This is a genomic window from Bradyrhizobium sp. ORS 111 (genome assembly GCF_045571485.1).
In the GTDB taxonomy this organism is placed as follows: domain Bacteria; phylum Pseudomonadota; class Alphaproteobacteria; order Rhizobiales; family Xanthobacteraceae; genus Bradyrhizobium.
In genome coordinates, this window is sequence record NZ_CP120701.1 from 6,371,259 (window position 1) to 6,385,472 (window position 14,214).

At 65.3% G+C, this 14,214-nt stretch carries 13 protein-coding genes; 7 read left to right on the top strand and 6 right to left on the bottom strand.

The genetic code is table 11. The features are described from left to right. Window positions 1–106: 106 nt before the first annotated feature. The 4 genes from P6U30_RS29300 (at window position 107) to P6U30_RS29315 (ending at window position 4,378) form a co-directional block, all read left to right on the top strand. Window positions 107–1,219 (top strand): helix-turn-helix domain-containing protein, encoded by a 1,113-nt coding sequence (locus P6U30_RS29300; RefSeq protein WP_407166284.1) that lies wholly within the window; start codon window positions 107–109, stop codon window positions 1,217–1,219. An 87-nt stretch (window positions 1,220–1,306) separates the two neighbouring features. After that, window positions 1,307–2,065 carry a F0F1 ATP synthase subunit A gene (locus P6U30_RS29305; protein ID WP_407166285.1) on the top strand — a complete coding sequence of 253 codons (759 nt, stop codon included), beginning with the start codon at window positions 1,307–1,309 and terminating at the stop codon, window positions 2,063–2,065. A gap of 39 nt (window positions 2,066–2,104) precedes the next feature. Then, the gene (locus P6U30_RS29310) at window positions 2,105–2,719 is read left to right on the top strand and encodes an inner membrane-spanning protein YciB (protein ID WP_407166286.1); all 615 of its coding nucleotides are present in this window, start codon (window positions 2,105–2,107) and stop codon (window positions 2,717–2,719) included. Between the two features lie 141 nt (window positions 2,720–2,860). After that, complete coding sequence (locus tag P6U30_RS29315; RefSeq protein WP_407166287.1) at window positions 2,861–4,378, top strand: FecR domain-containing protein; 1,518 nt, start codon at window positions 2,861–2,863, stop codon at window positions 4,376–4,378. Here P6U30_RS29315 and P6U30_RS29320 read toward each other — a convergent pair. Further along, window positions 4,375–4,941 carry an NUDIX hydrolase gene (locus P6U30_RS29320; protein ID WP_407166288.1) on the bottom strand — a complete coding sequence of 189 codons (567 nt, stop codon included), beginning with the start codon at window positions 4,939–4,941 and terminating at the stop codon, window positions 4,375–4,377. The two genes, P6U30_RS29315 and P6U30_RS29320, sit on opposite strands and share 4 nt — an antisense overlap. An 82-nt stretch (window positions 4,942–5,023) precedes the next feature. Continuing rightward, entirely contained in the window at window positions 5,024–5,893 is an 870-nt protein-coding gene (asd, locus tag P6U30_RS29325; RefSeq protein WP_407170561.1) for an archaetidylserine decarboxylase, read from the bottom strand. A 34-nt stretch (window positions 5,894–5,927) separates the two neighbouring features. Here asd and P6U30_RS29330 point away from each other — a divergent pair, with 34 nt between their 5' ends. Beyond that, window positions 5,928–7,592 carry an aminotransferase class III-fold pyridoxal phosphate-dependent enzyme gene (locus P6U30_RS29330; protein ID WP_407166289.1) on the top strand — a complete coding sequence of 555 codons (1,665 nt, stop codon included), beginning with the start codon at window positions 5,928–5,930 and terminating at the stop codon, window positions 7,590–7,592. Between the two features lie 284 nt (window positions 7,593–7,876). Here the strand turns inward: P6U30_RS29330 and P6U30_RS29335 are convergent, their stop codons facing one another. The 3 genes from P6U30_RS29335 to P6U30_RS29345 all read right to left on the bottom strand — a co-directional run bounded on the left by P6U30_RS29335 (window position 7,877) and on the right by P6U30_RS29345 (window position 10,505). Beyond that, on the bottom strand, window positions 7,877–8,506 hold the full coding sequence (locus tag P6U30_RS29335) for a hypothetical protein (RefSeq protein ID WP_407166290.1): 630 nt from the start codon (window positions 8,504–8,506) through the stop codon (window positions 7,877–7,879). Window positions 8,507–8,726: 220 nt separating this feature from the next. Then, window positions 8,727–9,416, bottom strand: coding sequence for a methyltransferase domain-containing protein (locus tag P6U30_RS29340; RefSeq protein ID WP_407166291.1), 690 nt, complete (start codon window positions 9,414–9,416; stop codon window positions 8,727–8,729). 33 nt (window positions 9,417–9,449) lie between these two features. Then, a complete protein-coding gene (locus P6U30_RS29345; RefSeq protein WP_407166292.1) occupies window positions 9,450–10,505 on the bottom strand; it encodes a glycosyltransferase family 4 protein in 1,056 nt (351 codons plus the stop codon). A 136-nt stretch (window positions 10,506–10,641) separates the two neighbouring features. On the opposite strand from P6U30_RS29345, the gene P6U30_RS29350 reads away from it, so the two are divergent. Beyond that, window positions 10,642–12,021, top strand: coding sequence for a TAXI family TRAP transporter solute-binding subunit (locus P6U30_RS29350; RefSeq protein WP_407166293.1), 1,380 nt, complete (start codon window positions 10,642–10,644; stop codon window positions 12,019–12,021). 16 nt (window positions 12,022–12,037) lie between these two features. Here the strand turns inward: P6U30_RS29350 and P6U30_RS29355 are convergent, their stop codons facing one another. Further along, complete coding sequence (locus P6U30_RS29355; protein ID WP_407166294.1) at window positions 12,038–13,267, bottom strand: acyltransferase family protein; 1,230 nt, start codon at window positions 13,265–13,267, stop codon at window positions 12,038–12,040. Window positions 13,268–13,512: 245 nt separating this feature from the next. On the opposite strand from P6U30_RS29355, the gene P6U30_RS29360 reads away from it, so the two are divergent. Further along, window positions 13,513–14,199, top strand: coding sequence for a L,D-transpeptidase (locus P6U30_RS29360; protein WP_407166295.1), 687 nt, complete (start codon window positions 13,513–13,515; stop codon window positions 14,197–14,199). Window positions 14,200–14,214: the final 15 nt, after the last annotated feature.

A 14,214-nucleotide genomic window follows, 5' to 3' on the forward strand; every position in this document is an offset into this window, starting at 1 on the left:
CGGCGCTTTGCGTCGGCGATCCAGCCCGAGCCGTTTCATCCGGATCAACCGTGACGGTATAGTCGCCCGATAGTCGATTTGATCGATGTCGCGGAGGGCGGCTGCAATGGCGTTGACGGCTCTTGATCTCGGCCTTCGCGGTGCAGTGGTCGGGCTATTCCTGGTGGTCTGCGCGGTGCTGTTGCTCCGCTACACGATGGTGCATCGCGCCGCGAGCCTCGGTGCCGCCATGGGCGTGGCCGGTGCGGCCTACGCGATTTCGACCGCGCCGTTCTTTCCGACCTGGTCATTCGGCTGGAGTTCGCCCTTCGTCGCGCTCGGCATGAGCTCTCCCGTCATCCTCTGGCTGTGGGCGCGGATGATTTTCGACGAGCGTTTTGCGTTGCGCGCCTGGCATGCGGCGATCTGGGTGCTGATGGCCGGGCTCGGCATCGTGACCTATAACGGCTGGACCCTGTGGCCCATCGTTGCAGCAAATTGCGGACGCTTGCTGGCGGCAGCATCGATCGCCTTCGCGCTGCTGGCGCTCGCCCAGACCGCGAGCGGTTGGCCGAAGGCCTTCACGACGGTGCGCGGCCGGCTGCTGGTCGCGCTGCTGATCGGCATCAGCACTCAGATATTGCTCAGCGCCGGCGCGGGACTTGCCGGAATTCCGAGCCGGTCGATCAGCCTGACCGCCGCGTGCGGCCTTGCCGCCTTCGCGCTGCTGTCGATCTGGATGATGCTGTTCGACCCGCCCGAGCGCGAGCCCGCCGGAGCGGCCGCGGCGGCCGCGAGCGGCGAAGCCCGCCGGACACCCGAGCCGCTCGTGCGCGCCGGCCCGTCCGCATTGGAGCGCGCCTCGCTCAACCGCCTCGAACATCTGATGACGGTGGAGCGGAGTTACCGTCAGGAGGGCCTGACCATCGGCCTGTTGGCAGCCAGGCTCGGGATGCCGGAATACCGGCTCCGAACCCTCATCAATGACGGGCTAGGCCACCGCAACTTCAACGCCTTCCTCAATCGCTACCGCCTCAACGAAGCCAAGGCGGCGCTGGCCGATCCCGGCCAGGCGGACGTGCCGGTGCTGACGATCGCGCTCGATGCCGGCTTCCAGTCGCTCGCGCCGTTCAACCGCGCGTTCAAGGCGGACACCGGGCTGACCCCGACCGAATTCCGCCGACGCGCGATTGCCGGGCAGAACGCTGCGGGCGAAGCGGAAATCGTCCGTCCAGATTGATAATTCGCTCCTCGATTTCAGAAATCGATAGGCCTGCGGCCGCTGGGTTTGGGCAATGTTTCCCGGCCTCGCCCTCCGAGACGTCAAATGGCTATCGACCCGATCCATCAATTCAAGATCGAACCGCTTTTCACAGTCGGCCACATCGGCAATCATGTGATCGCCTTTACCAACTCGTCGCTCTACATGTTCCTGACGGTGGCGCTGATCGCGGCTCTGATGATCGGGGGCGTGGCAGGGCGACGGCTGGTCCCCGGGCGATTGCAGTCGGTCGCCGAACTCTCCTACGAGTTCGTCGCTCGCATGATCCGCGACAACGCCGGTGCGGAGGGCATGACGTTTTTCCCGTTGGTCTTTTCGCTGTTCTTGTTCATCTGCGTTTCGAACCTCGTCGGCATCGTCCCCTACACGTTCACGATTTCAAGCCACGTCATCGTCACGGCGGCGCTCGCGCTTTTGGTTTGGTCCACGGTGTTGATCTACGGCCTGTACAGGAACGGCCTGAAATTCTTCATGATATTCGTGCCGTCGGGCATTCCGGTCTATATCTTGCCGGTGGTCGTGTTCATTGAAGTCCTTTCGTTCTTCTTTGTGAAGCCGGTCTCACACAGCCTCCGCCTGTTCGCCAACATGATTGCCGGCCACATCGCGCTGAAGGTGTTCGCGGGCTTTGTCGCGATGCTCGGCGCCTCGCTCGGCGCCGTCGGCTGGATCGGCGGTGTGCTCCCGTTAGCACTCACTGTCGCGCTCACCGCCCTCGAACTGCTCGTCGCATTCCTGCAAGCCTACGTCTTCGCGATGCTCGCTTGCATCTATCTCAGAGACGCTATCCATCCGGGCCATTGATGGATTGAAATCGTTCGATAAGGATGGGTCCAAAAAACGATGAAGCATTTTCTCACCGCAGCCAAGCTGCTGCTGCTCGACCTGGCGTCGACCGTGGTCTTTCTCGTCTTCTTTCTGCTGACGCACGACACCGCGCTTTCGGTCGGCCTCGGCATTGCGTTCGGCGTCGTGCAGATCGGGATCCAGCTCGTGCGCCGCAAGCCGATCGACACCATGGAGTGGTTGAGCCTGTTCCTGGTGGTCGCCGCCGGCACCGCGACGCTGCTCAGCGGTGATCCGCGCTTCGTGCTGTTCAAGCCGAGCGTGATCTACGCGATCGTCGGCATCGTGATGCTCAAGCCTGGCTGGCTGAACCGTTATCTGCCTGAGATCGCAAAGACCGTCGTGCCCGACATCGCCGTGACGGTGGGCCTCGCCTGGGCCGGCCTGATGTTCGTTTCGGCTGCCGTGAACGCGTTCGTTGCGCTCACCTGCAGCGTGACGATATGGGCGATGGTGATGCCGATCTACGGCATCGTCAGCAAGGTGTTGGTTTTCCTTGGCGGATATGCCGCCCTGCGCATCATCGCCAGGCGTCGCATCCGCGCCCTGCCGGCCGCCGAGCGTGACGCCCTGCTCGCCCTCGACGGGACGGCCGCGACAGCATCGCCCTGACGGCGCGCGATCCGTGCGAGCGCATCGCGGATGCGGCGCCTGATCGCCGCCACGACAACAAGGCGCCGCCGTTCATTCGGCATTCAGCCGGACGCGGCTCAATTGCCGGTCCGTCCAAGTGCTTCCCGGGAATCGATGGTGATGCGGCGCAGAGTCTGTTTCGCGCTCCTGCTGGGCGCTGGCCTGATGCTGGGCTGGCATGGGCGCGCCGGCGCCGCACCGGAGCTGGTGCAACTCGCGCAAGCGCAACCCGCGCCGGCGCCCGCCCCTGCCGCCACTCCTGGTGCAGTTCCGGCAACGCCCGCACCAGCAACGCCAACGCCTGCCGCCACACCACAGGCCGCGGCGCCCGAGCCGATCGGCAACGTCGCAACCTTGACCGGCACCGCCACCGTCAAGCGCAACAACACCACGACGCCGCTGCAGATCCGCGACGACATCTTCGCCAATGACGAGGTCGCGACATCGGCGACCTCGTCGCTCGGCATCACCTTCACCGACGGCACCACCTTCAACCTGCGCGCCAACGCCAAAATCACGATCGACAACTACGTCTACGAGGACGGCGGCCAGCAGAACAACGCGCTGTTCAACGTTGCCAAGGGAACGGCGGCGTTCGTCGCGGCGGCGGTCGCCAGGACGGGCAACATGAGGATCTCGACGCCGACGGCGACGCTCGGCATTCGCGGCACAACGGGCCTCGTGGAGGTGCCGGAAGGCGCCAATGCGACGGGCAACAATGTCGGCATCAAGCTCTATCCCGACGCCGACGGGCATGTCGGACGGATCGAGGTCAGCGACCGCAGCGGCGCCTCGCTCGGCGTGCTGACGCGCGGCGCGAGCGGATTTGCCATCCGGCCCGGCACCGGCGGCGCGCGCTTCGCAGCGGTGCCGTTGACGATCTCGCCGCAGCAGATGGCGCGCGACCAGGGCTTCGTGCGCCAGGTGCACACCGCGCAGACGCTCGGCCGCCAGGTTGTCACCGAGCAGCGCGACTTCCGCCGTGCCAATCCGGACTTCCGTCGCACTAATCCGACCGCGCCCTATCCGAACCGCGGCCAGCCGGTGCAGCCGTCGCCGCAGCGACAGAACGGATTGCCGGGCCAGAACCGCAATGCGCCGCAGCAGCCGGGTCAGCCGAATCGTCAGCCCGGTCAGCCGAACCGCCCCGGCCAGCCGCAGCAACCGGGAGCGCCCGGCCGGCAGGGCTCGCAGCAGCCGGGCACGCAACAGCAGCAGGGCGCCGCGCAGCACAGCCTGCCCGGCCAACCCGGCGGCGCGGCATTGCCACGCGCGCCGGGCGTGCAGACCCCGGCCGGACAGCAACCCGCCGGACAGCAGCCGAGCCGCCAGGGCGGCGTGCGCCAGCCCGGCGGACAGCAGGCGCCCGGACGTCAGGGCGCTCCGCAACCGGGTCGCACACAGCAGCCGCCGGGCGGCGTGCGCGAGCCGGGGCAGCCGGGCATTCCACGGCAAGGCGCGGTGCAGCCTGTCCCACCGATGCAGGGCCAGCCCCGACAACCGGGCATACAGCAGGCCGCACCGGGCGCCCGGCCGCCCGGCATGCAACGGCCGATGCAGGCTCGTCCCGGCTTCCAGCAACGGCGGCCACCGGCGCCGAGGGCCGCAAGGCCGCCGAAGCCAAGACGGCAGAACTAAGCGGCGCGGTGCAGCCAGTCACGCACGCGCTGGATCAGGTTCTTGCGCAGGGCGGTTGCAGGCTCGCCAGCGGACGGCGCGATCTCGATTGCCTCGCGAGCATCCGGCGTCGCCTCTGGTGTTGCCACGGATGGCGCGTCGGGTTCGCTTCGCATCGCAGCCTGTAACGCAATCGGACCGACATTTTCCAGGAACGCGCGCTCATAGCCGCGCGACAAACGCGCGAGCGCCTGCTCGAGCGGCAGCCAGTCGACCTCCCTGACATCGCTCATCAGCGCGCGCACCGGCTTGCCGCCGGCTTCCATGCGCCAGTAATGCACGACCTTGGAGCGGCCTCCCGACTCATAGACCAGCGTGCCGAGGAATTCGTGCACCTCGACGGCATGGCCGGTTTCCTCCAGCACCTCGCGCTCGGCAGCAACGCGCGGCGTCTCGCCGTCATCGAGCTTGCCCTTCGGCAACACCCATTCATTGCGCTTGCGCAGGCGCACGACGGCGATGCGCGGCGGCGCCTCACGCCGCAACACAATGCCCCCCGCCGCCAGAACAGGCGCCCGCGCCATCTCGTGCCCAAAGTGTTTGCGATTTACGATCGTCGTACGACGATCGCATCCATCATAGAGACGCGCGATGGAAAAAGCGAGATCACGTCACAGGCTTCCGCAGCAGCGGCTCGCCGCATTTGATCCGTGTTCCTTCCGCGACGTTGTCGCAGAACTCGAAATTGCCGGGCGCAAGCACAATGATGGTCGAGCCATGCTCGAACCAGCCGAGTTCGTCGCCCTTCTTCACATGCGCGTCACAGGGAAAATCGACCGGGCCCTTCGTCTGCGCATTCAGCGTGAGGTCGAGGAAGTGCAAGCGCAAGCTTGCCACCAGAATGGCGGCGACCGGAATCAGCGTCAGCGCCTCGCCGGTCGAGAGCCGCGCGCGCAGCACCGCGCGCTCGTTCTTGCAGAACAAGCGCTCGATCCGCTTCAGCGCGATCGGATTGACGTTCCAGACGTCGCCATGGATGAACGTGACCTTGTCGACGGTGAGGTCATAGGGCGCATGGAAGCGGTGATACATGCTCGACGTCAGCCGCAGCGTGACGAAGCGGCCGTTCTTGTGCTGTTCGACCAGTGCGGGATCGCCGAGCAGATCGAGCAGCGAATAGGGCGCGCCCTTGACCTGGAACAGCTCGGTGTCCTCGATCCGCCCATGCGCGCCGATGATTGCGTCCGAGGGGCTCGCAATGATGGCGGGATCGGCTGCCACCGGACGCAGGCCGGGCTTGAGCTCGCGGGTGAAGCAGTCGTGCAGGCTCCTGAACTCGGCCTTTTTTGCTTCCGACAGGTCGAGGTCGGAGAACAGCTTCCAGCAGGCGATCGAGGCGTCGCGCACCAGCGGGTTCTCGATCTTGGAGAACCAGCCCATGAAGCGGGTCAGCGCGGCCCGCGGAATCCGGTTTGTGAGCAGGAAATTGAGGTCCTCCTGCTGGGTGAATGCCGAGATCAACCCCTTCACTGTCATGAATCTGTTAGGTGCTGAGGCTAGCGCTTCTGTCATGGAAACATCCCTTCCGATTCTCTCGCTGTCCGCCGCCGCGCTCGCCGGCGCCGCCGCAGCGTTCCCCAAAATTCAGGCCCGCATCGCGCTGTCGCGCGCCAAGCACCGCTCGCTGACCGGACATTCCAAGATGTCCAAGATGGTCGCGCGCATGGTCCCGAAATACGAATTCGACATCGACGAGTTCTTCCGCTCCGACGGCGCGCCGTCGGAGGTGGCGACGCAGCGCCAGGACGGCTTCTTCCGCCTCGCCGGCCTCTACCAGGACCGCTACCCCAAGGGCCGCGCGCTCACCGCCGAGGTGTCGGACCGCATCTCCGACCTGCAATTCACCGAAGCCTACCGCGTGCCGTTCCAGTACAGCCGCCTGGTGCGCGAGCACCTGAGCACCTCGACGTTCATGCAGCAGTCGTCCGGCGTCACCGTCACCGACCTCGACGGCAATGTGTTCTACGACCTGACCGGCTCCTACGGCGTCAACATCTTCGGCAACGACTTCTACAAGGAGTGCATCGCAGAAGGCGAGAAGCGCGCCCATGCACTGGGCCCGGTGCTCGGCCCCTACCACCCTGTTATCGCCGACAATGTGAAGCGCCTCTGCGAGATCTCCGGGCTCGACGAGGTTTCGTTCCACATGTCCGGCACCGAGGCCGTGATGCAGGCGGTGCGGCTCGCGCGCTACCACACCAGGCGGACGCACCTCGTCCGCTTCGCCGGCAGCTATCACGGCTGGTGGGGCGACGTGCAGCCCGGCGTCGGCAATCCGGTGTCGCCTCACGAGACCTTCACGCTCGCCGAGATGTCGGAGAAGACGCTGCACGTGCTGCGCACCCGCAAGGACATCGCCTGCGTGCTGGTCAATCCGCTGCAGGCGCTGCATCCGAATTCCAACGCGCCCGGCGATTCCGCGCTGGTCGACTCCTCGCGGTCCTCCAAGTACGACCGCGCCGCCTACGCCGCGTGGCTGAAGCAGCTCCGCGAGGTCTGCACCGAGCGTGGCATCGTGCTGATCTTCGACGAGGTGTTCGTCGGCTTCCGTCTCGCCGCCGGCGGCGCCCAGGAGTATTTCGACGTCAGGGCCGACATGGTGACTTACGGCAAGAGCCTTGCCGGCGGACTTCCGATCGGTGTGGTCTGCGGCCGCAAGGACCTGATGCGGCGCTTTCGCGACGACCGTCCGGCCGACATCTGCTTTGCCCGCGGCACCTTCAACTCGCATCCCTATGTGATGACGGCGATGGACGAATTCCTGAGCCGGCTCGCCAGCCCGAACTTCCGCTCGATCTATAACGGGCTCGAGGAGACCTGGAACGGCCGCGCCGAGGCGCTGAACGACCGGCTCAAAGCGCAGGAGCTTCCGGTTCGCGTCGGCAACATCTCGTCGATCTGGACGGTCTATTACACCGAGCCGTCCCGCTACAACTGGATGCTGCAATACTATCTGCGGGCCGAGGGGCTGGCGCTGAGCTGGGTCGGCACCGGCCGGCTGATCTTCACGTTGAACTATACCGATGCCGACTTCGCCGAGGTCGCCGACCGCTTCGTCGCCGCCTGCGAGAAGATGCAGCGCGACGGCTGGTGGTGGCACAAGGCCGGCCTCACCAACAAGACCATCAAGCGGCAGATCCTGAAGGAGATGGCTGCCGCGAGGTTCGGGCGCTGAGGCCTTAGCGATTCTGACAGATATCCAGCCTTCCGTCGCCTCTTCCGCTTGCGGGGGAGGCCGGATCGCATCGCCAGATGCGATCCGGGTGGAGGCTCTCTCCGCACGAAGATTTCGACTCGCGGCGACACCCCCAACCCAACCCTCCCCCGCAAGCGGGAGAGGGAGCGCAGTGCCGTCGTGGCTAACAATTCGGCTTGACCGCTTCACAAGAGCCCTGAGACGTAGATGCCCGGGACGGAACCCGGGCATGACGCAGATCGGGGAGATTGTTGGATCAACGATCAGGCGTGCTTCTCTTCGAGCTCGCCGACCAGATGCAGACCCGGATCGATCAGCTCGCCCTTCATCAGGAACAGCGGCGCCTTGTGATAGAGCTTCAGGTCGTTGAAGGGGTCGGTGATGATCTTGGTCATCCAGACAAGGCCGGTCTCGACGTCGCGGATGAAGAACAGGTGGATGGTGCGGAACAAGAGGCCGCCGATGCCGACCACCAGCCAGATCTTGGCGACCTGACGGGCGAAGTCGGTCATCGTCACCCACGGCTTGAACAGGCCGAACAGCGTCGGGTCGAAGTACAGCACCATCGGCGAAGCCGCCCAGATCGCCATCAGCACCACCTTGCGCTGCAGATTGTAGCCGACCTTGATGTCTTCCTTGTGCTCGTGGGTCGCCTGGTTGACATGGTCATACCCCTTCGGCTCGAAGAAGAAGTGACCGGCCTGGCGCGAGGTCATCGACACCAGCCAGCCGACCAGCGCCGACACGACCGGATCGAAGAACAGCATTACATAGGCGAACAGGAAGCTCAGCGCGCTGACGAAGTGCAGGCTTTGGTTGATCCGGCTGTGATGATAGTAGCGGTGATCATCCCAGCGCTGGGTACGCAGCTCTTGCAGGAAATTCTTGATCATTGGTTCCCCCAACATCTTTCGGGTCATGGCTTACTGAGATTCGATGTAGCGCGTGTGACATCATCATAATGACATATGACAATGCGGAGCGACGCCTTGACGCAACCTTGGAGCCCTCATCCTGAAGAGCTTGCGGAGCAAGCGTCTCGAAGGATGAGGTAACGGTGAGGCTCATGGTTCGACACGGCGCCAGGGCGCCTTCTCACCATGAGGACGAACGTCAGGCCGCCTTGGCCACGTCGGCCTTGCGGAAGCGGACCAGCGAGAAGTGACCGAGCGGCGGGATCAGACGGCGCTCGGCGAGCTCGATGCCGCGGGCGCCGGACAGCCACTTGGTGTAGCGCGACCAGGCGAACTCGGCGGTGCGGAAGCCGAGCGGACGCACCACCGGCTGCAGCGTCTGCTCGATGAAGCGGCGCATGCCGGCATCGGCGCTGACACGGGTCAGGATGATCAATTCGCCGCCCGGGCGCACCACGCGCGCGAACTCGTCGAGTGCGGCTTCCGGATTCGGCACCGCCGACAGCACGTATTGCGCCATCACCACGTCGAACGAGTTGTCCGGAAACTCGAGCTTCTCGGCGTCCATCACCGCCAGCCCCTCGACATTCTTCAGGCGATATTCGGCGACGCGCTTTCTGGCCTTGTCCAGCATCGCTTCCGAGATGTCGGTGCCGAAGATGCGCACATTCTGGCCATAGAGCGGCAGCGAGATGCCGGTGCCGACGCCGACCTCGAGCACGCGGCCACCGATCTTGTTGGTGGCCTGGATCGCGGCCTGCCGGCCCTTGCTGAACACGCCGCCGAACACGAGGTCGTAGATCGGCGCCCAGCGGTCATAGGCCTGCTCGACCGTCTCGCGATCGAAGTCCAGGGTGCGGTTGGCGTCCAGCTTGATGATATCAGCCATGGATAGTCTCTCGTCTCTCGTTCGATTGAGCTGTTAATTCGGAACCGCGGTCCGGCCGGCGACGCGGCGGGCGGGCCGCGGCGCGCGGCTCGGCTGCAACGTCGCCAGGTTGCCGATGAACTGACGCGCACTGTTGTCCCAGGAGCGCTCCAGCGCGAAGTTGCGGCAGGTTTCGCGCGACATGGTCAGCGCCCGCAGGCAGGCAGCGCGCAAATCGTTATCGATCGCCCCGATCGGATGATCGGCGATGACATCCTTCGGGCCGGTGACCGGGAACGCCGCCACCGGCGTGCCGCAGGCCAGCGCCTCGAGCTGCACCACGCCGAAGGTGTCGGTGAGGCTCGGAAACACGAACACATCGGCAGCGGCGAGATGCGAGGTCAGGTCCTGGCCCTTCTTCTCGCCGAGGAAAACCGCGTTCGGATATTTCTGTTCCAGCGCCCCCTTCTGCGGCCCGTCGCCCACCACGACCTTGGTGCCGGGCAGATCGAGCGCCAGGAAGGCGTCGAGGTTCTTCTCCACCGCGACGCGGCCCATGGTCATGAAGATCGGCCGCGGCAGCTCGAGCCTCGCCGGCTGGTCCGGATTGAACAGCTTGGTGTCGACGCCGCGGGTCCAGAAGCCGAGCCTGCGGAAGCCGCGCTCGGTGAGTTCCTGCCGCAACGAGTCGGTTGCAACCATCGTCATCGAGGCCGCGGCGTGGAAGTGGCGCAGCACCGCGTAACCGACGCTGTCGGGGATTCCGGTTCGCACCGACACATATTCCGGGAAGCGCGTGGTGTATGATGTCGTGAAGGCAAGCTTGTTGCGCCGGCAATAGCCGCGCACGGCCCAGCCGATCGGCCCCTCGGTCGCGATGTGGATCGCCTCGGGCGCGGCCTCCTCGATCCGGCGCGCGATCTCGCGCCGGTTCGGCAGTGCCACCCGCAGGCCCGGATAGGTCGGCACGCCGATCGATCGAAAGCCGTCGGGGGTCAGGAAGGTGATCTCGGCGCCGAGCCCCGCCGCGCTACGCGCCAGCGAGGTCAGCGTCCGGACAACGCCGTTGACTTGCGGATGCCAGGCATCGGTCGCCACGAGTATGCGCATAGCAGGAGATCCAGATCGTTAACTTGATTCTGCTCGCACGACGTTCTGACATTGATGTTTCAAACGTATGACGTCATCGAAATGTAAGGTTCTTTTTCAACCGCATAGCGCCGGTTTCGTGTAACGTGACAGTAAGATGTCAGAGCAGAGTGGAAGTCTCGGTGCGGCGCGCCGCAGGGTCAGGCGTAGAAACTCGTCGCTGCTGATCCTCGCGGCCGGCATCTTCGTGTTCGCGCTTGCAGCCGGCGCGCTGTATTACGGTTTGCGTCCGGTGACGTTGCGGATCGCGGTCGGGCCGCCCGGCAGCGACGACGTGAAACTGATCCAGGCCTTCGCGCAAACCTTCGCGCAGGACGGCAGCGCCGTGCGGCTAAAGCTGGTCGCGACCCAGGGCGGTTCCGACAGCATCGCCCAGTTCGCCGCGAACAAGGTCGACCTCGCGGTCGCGCGCGGCGACCTCAACCTGCCGACGGCCGCAGAGTCGGTTGCGATCCTGCGCAAGAACGTCGTGGTGCTGTGGGCACCGTCAGGCACGAAGGGCGGCAAGCGGTCGGCGAAGATCAAGAGCATCGATGAACTCGCCGGCCACAAGGTCGGCGTGATCGGCAGCACGCAGGCCAACGTCACGCTGCTGCGCGTGATCCTGACCGAATCCGGAGTCAATCCGGACAAGGTCGCGGTCAGCCAATATCCGATCGCCCGGATTTCCGATCTCGCACACGACGCTTCGCTCGACGCCTACATGGCCGTGGGCCCGCTCGACAGCAGGGTGACGGCCGATGCCATCGGTGCAACCGCAGCCGCGCGCGGCGAACCGATTTTCCTGCCGATCGACGTCTCGGAGGCCATCGCACAGAAGCATCCGCTCTACGAGTCCGAGGAGATCGCAGGCAGTATCTTCTCGTCGTCGCCGGCGCGGCCCGCGGACAAGGTCGAGACGGTTGCGGTCAATCACCTGATCGTCGCGCAGCATGCGTTACATGAGGCCACCGTCGGCGCGCTGGTGCGCCAGCTCTTCACGCTGCGCTTCCAGGTCGCCCGCGACGCGCCGGCCGCGGCCAAGATCGAGAAGCCCGACACCGACAAGGATGCCGCGCTGCCGGCGCATCTCGGCGCCGCCGCCTATATCGACGGCACCGAGCGCACCTTCCTCGAGAAGTATTCGGACTACATCTGGGGCACGATCCTGCTGCTGTCCGGCATCGGGTCGGCCGGCGCCTGGCTGCGCCACTACGTCCGGCGCGACGAGCGCGAGGAGTACATCACCCATCGCGACAACCTGCTCGAGCTGATCGCGAAGGTCCGCGGCGCCGAGACCGCGGAAGAGCTCGCGACGATGCAGGCCACTGCCGACGCCCTGTTGCGCGAAGCGCTCGACTGCTACGACGACGGTGCGATCGAGGAAGGCGACCTGTCGGTGATCGGGCTGACGCTCGAACAATTCCACCACGCCGTCGCCGATCGCCGCGCCGTGATCGGCGGCGACAAGCCGGGCGTGCCGCGGCTGCGAGCGTAGAAGCTTGCGACGTCCGTCAGGATGCCGCAGATCGCTTGGCCGCGATGCCGCTCGCGGCAACGCCAAGCTGCGCCATGCCCTGGAGCGGCTCGACCGCATCGTCCGGCTCGAGCCGCTTGCGCGCGACGAAGGAGAAGCGGCTGCGCAGCTTCAGGATCGGCTTCTCGATCCAGTGCCATGAGAACGCCGCGAACATCGTGATCAGCAGCAGCGCGAGGACGAACTGAACGATCAATGGCGCATGCGGCAGCCACACCTTCACCACCTGCTGCATGGGAAATCCATACAGGTAGATCCCGTAGGAATAGTCGCCCTTGGAGAATAGCGGCAGGCGCGGCAGTTTCGACACGCCAAGAAACGCTGTGATGTAGACCAGCGCCGGACAAACCAGGGCATTGAGCACGGGCTGGGTCATCCAGTCCGCCGGCCCGAGCAGCGCGACCACCGCGCAGAGTGCGCAGCAGGCGGCCAGAATGCGGCCGTCATAGGGAATCCGGTTGCGATAAAGGTAGATCGCAATGCCGAGCATAAAGGCGACCGGCAGCTTCGCGCCGCGTCCGAGAAAGGGCGCCGTGCTGAAGATCTTGTCGTGGAGCGAGCCGGCGACGCCGGCCGGCAGCTCCGAGGGTTGTGCCGTATGCCCGGTGACCTGGAGCGCAAGGCCGATGCTGACCAGCACGACAGCACCGAGGACGATGGCCGACGGCTTGCGCAACAGCCCGAACACGATGAACACCGTCATCAGTGCGTAGCAGCCATATTCGAACGGCACGGTCCAGAGCGAGCTGTTGACCTCCGGCGCGGGATTGCCGGCGAACACGCCCGGCAGGACGTAATTCACGAGGCCGACGATGTTGGTGAAGTATTTGTAGGTGCCGGCGCTGCCAAAATAGTCCGACAGCGGCAGCGCGGTGAAGATCGGTCCGAGGATCAACGCCGACAGCACGATCTCGACCGCGAGCGCGGGAACGATCCGCATTCCGCGGTTGACCAGAAACTCCTTCAGGCTGAGCCGCAGGCCGCTCGCTGCGATCAGAAATCCGCTCAGCGCGAAGAACATCACGAGAATGGCGTATTGCGGAAACCAGACGATCCACATCTGCTCGGGCGCGCTGCCGCCCGTGGCGACATAGGGCGTATGGGCCGCGACCACCGAGATCGCCAGCGCGATACGCAGAAAATCGAATCCGGGACCGAAGCCTTTTTGCTGATCCAGCATGCTGCCGATCGAGGGGCCCTGCATCATTTCGTCTCCGTCCTCAAACCACGCGTTGGGACAGCAAGGGCCGTGCCAAGGATATTTGTCCTGAGCTGGTACACCTCCCGGTAACCTTGGTTTAGCCGCGCGACGAAACACGCGCGAAACATTGCCTAACGCGACGAAACCATTTTGGCGATTTCGTGCAAACGTCCTGAAACGCCGCACCTGTACTGATTTGCACCAACGACGCGCCGCAATGGCGCGCAAGGCGCAAACAACAGGGGTCGACAATGTTCAATTCGATGAAGCTGAACTCGCGTCTCGCTGCCGCCGCGCTTGGTGCGCTTGCGATCGGCACCGTTGCCTTCTCCGCTCCCGCGGCAGCCGCTCCGCTGCCGCTCTTCCCGTTCATCCTGCTGCCGCCACCCCAGGCCGTGCCGCCGGTGCAGTCGGAACCGCAGGTGCAGGATGAAGGCCGCACCGCCGAGCTGCCGGCACGGTTGCGCCGCCAGATCGTCGACTATCCGACCCGCGAGGCGGCCGGCACCATCATCATCGATACCCCGCACACCTATCTTTATTATGTGCTCGGCGGCGGCCGCGCGATCCGCTACGGCATCGGCGTCGGCCGCGACGGCTTCACCTGGTCGGGCACCCAGACCATCACCAAGAAGGCGGAGTGGCCGGACTGGACCCCGCCGCCGGAAATGATCGCCCGCCAGCCCTACCTGCCGCGCCACATGGCCGGCGGCCCCGGCAACCCGCTCGGCGCCCGCGCGATGTATCTCGGCGGCACCGTCTACCGGATCCATGGAACCAACGCGCCGGAGACCATCGGCACCCACGTCTCCTCCGGCTGTCTGCGCCTCACCAACGCTGACGTCATCGACCTTTATTCGCGGGTCAGCGTCGGCACCAAGGTGATCGTGCTGCCGATGACCGACCGCCGCGCCGATCTCGGAACAGCCGTGCGCTGAACCGGATCGCATTGG

Excerpts from the sequence above, each read along its gene's own strand:
- P6U30_RS29300 (WP_407166284.1), top strand. The coding sequence starts at position 107 with ATGGCGTTGACGGCTCTTGATCTCGGCCTTCGCGGTGCAGTGGTCGGG.
- P6U30_RS29305 (WP_407166285.1), top strand. The coding sequence starts at position 1,307 with ATGGCTATCGACCCGATCCATCAATTCAAGATCGAACCGCTTTTCACA.
- P6U30_RS29310 (WP_407166286.1), top strand. The coding sequence starts at position 2,105 with ATGAAGCATTTTCTCACCGCAGCCAAGCTGCTGCTGCTCGACCTGGCG.
- P6U30_RS29315 (WP_407166287.1), top strand. The coding sequence starts at position 2,861 with ATGCGGCGCAGAGTCTGTTTCGCGCTCCTGCTGGGCGCTGGCCTGATG.
- P6U30_RS29320 (WP_407166288.1), bottom strand. The coding sequence starts at position 4,941 with ATGGCGCGGGCGCCTGTTCTGGCGGCGGGGGGCATTGTGTTGCGGCGT.
- asd (WP_407170561.1), bottom strand. The coding sequence starts at position 5,893 with ATGACAGTGAAGGGGTTGATCTCGGCATTCACCCAGCAGGAGGACCTC.
- P6U30_RS29330 (WP_407166289.1), top strand. The coding sequence starts at position 5,928 with ATGGAAACATCCCTTCCGATTCTCTCGCTGTCCGCCGCCGCGCTCGCC.
- P6U30_RS29335 (WP_407166290.1), bottom strand. The coding sequence starts at position 8,506 with ATGATCAAGAATTTCCTGCAAGAGCTGCGTACCCAGCGCTGGGATGAT.
- P6U30_RS29340 (WP_407166291.1), bottom strand. The coding sequence starts at position 9,416 with ATGGCTGATATCATCAAGCTGGACGCCAACCGCACCCTGGACTTCGAT.
- P6U30_RS29345 (WP_407166292.1), bottom strand. The coding sequence starts at position 10,505 with ATGCGCATACTCGTGGCGACCGATGCCTGGCATCCGCAAGTCAACGGC.
- P6U30_RS29350 (WP_407166293.1), top strand. The coding sequence starts at position 10,642 with ATGTCAGAGCAGAGTGGAAGTCTCGGTGCGGCGCGCCGCAGGGTCAGG.
- P6U30_RS29355 (WP_407166294.1), bottom strand. The coding sequence starts at position 13,267 with ATGATGCAGGGCCCCTCGATCGGCAGCATGCTGGATCAGCAAAAAGGC.
- P6U30_RS29360 (WP_407166295.1), top strand. The coding sequence starts at position 13,513 with ATGTTCAATTCGATGAAGCTGAACTCGCGTCTCGCTGCCGCCGCGCTT.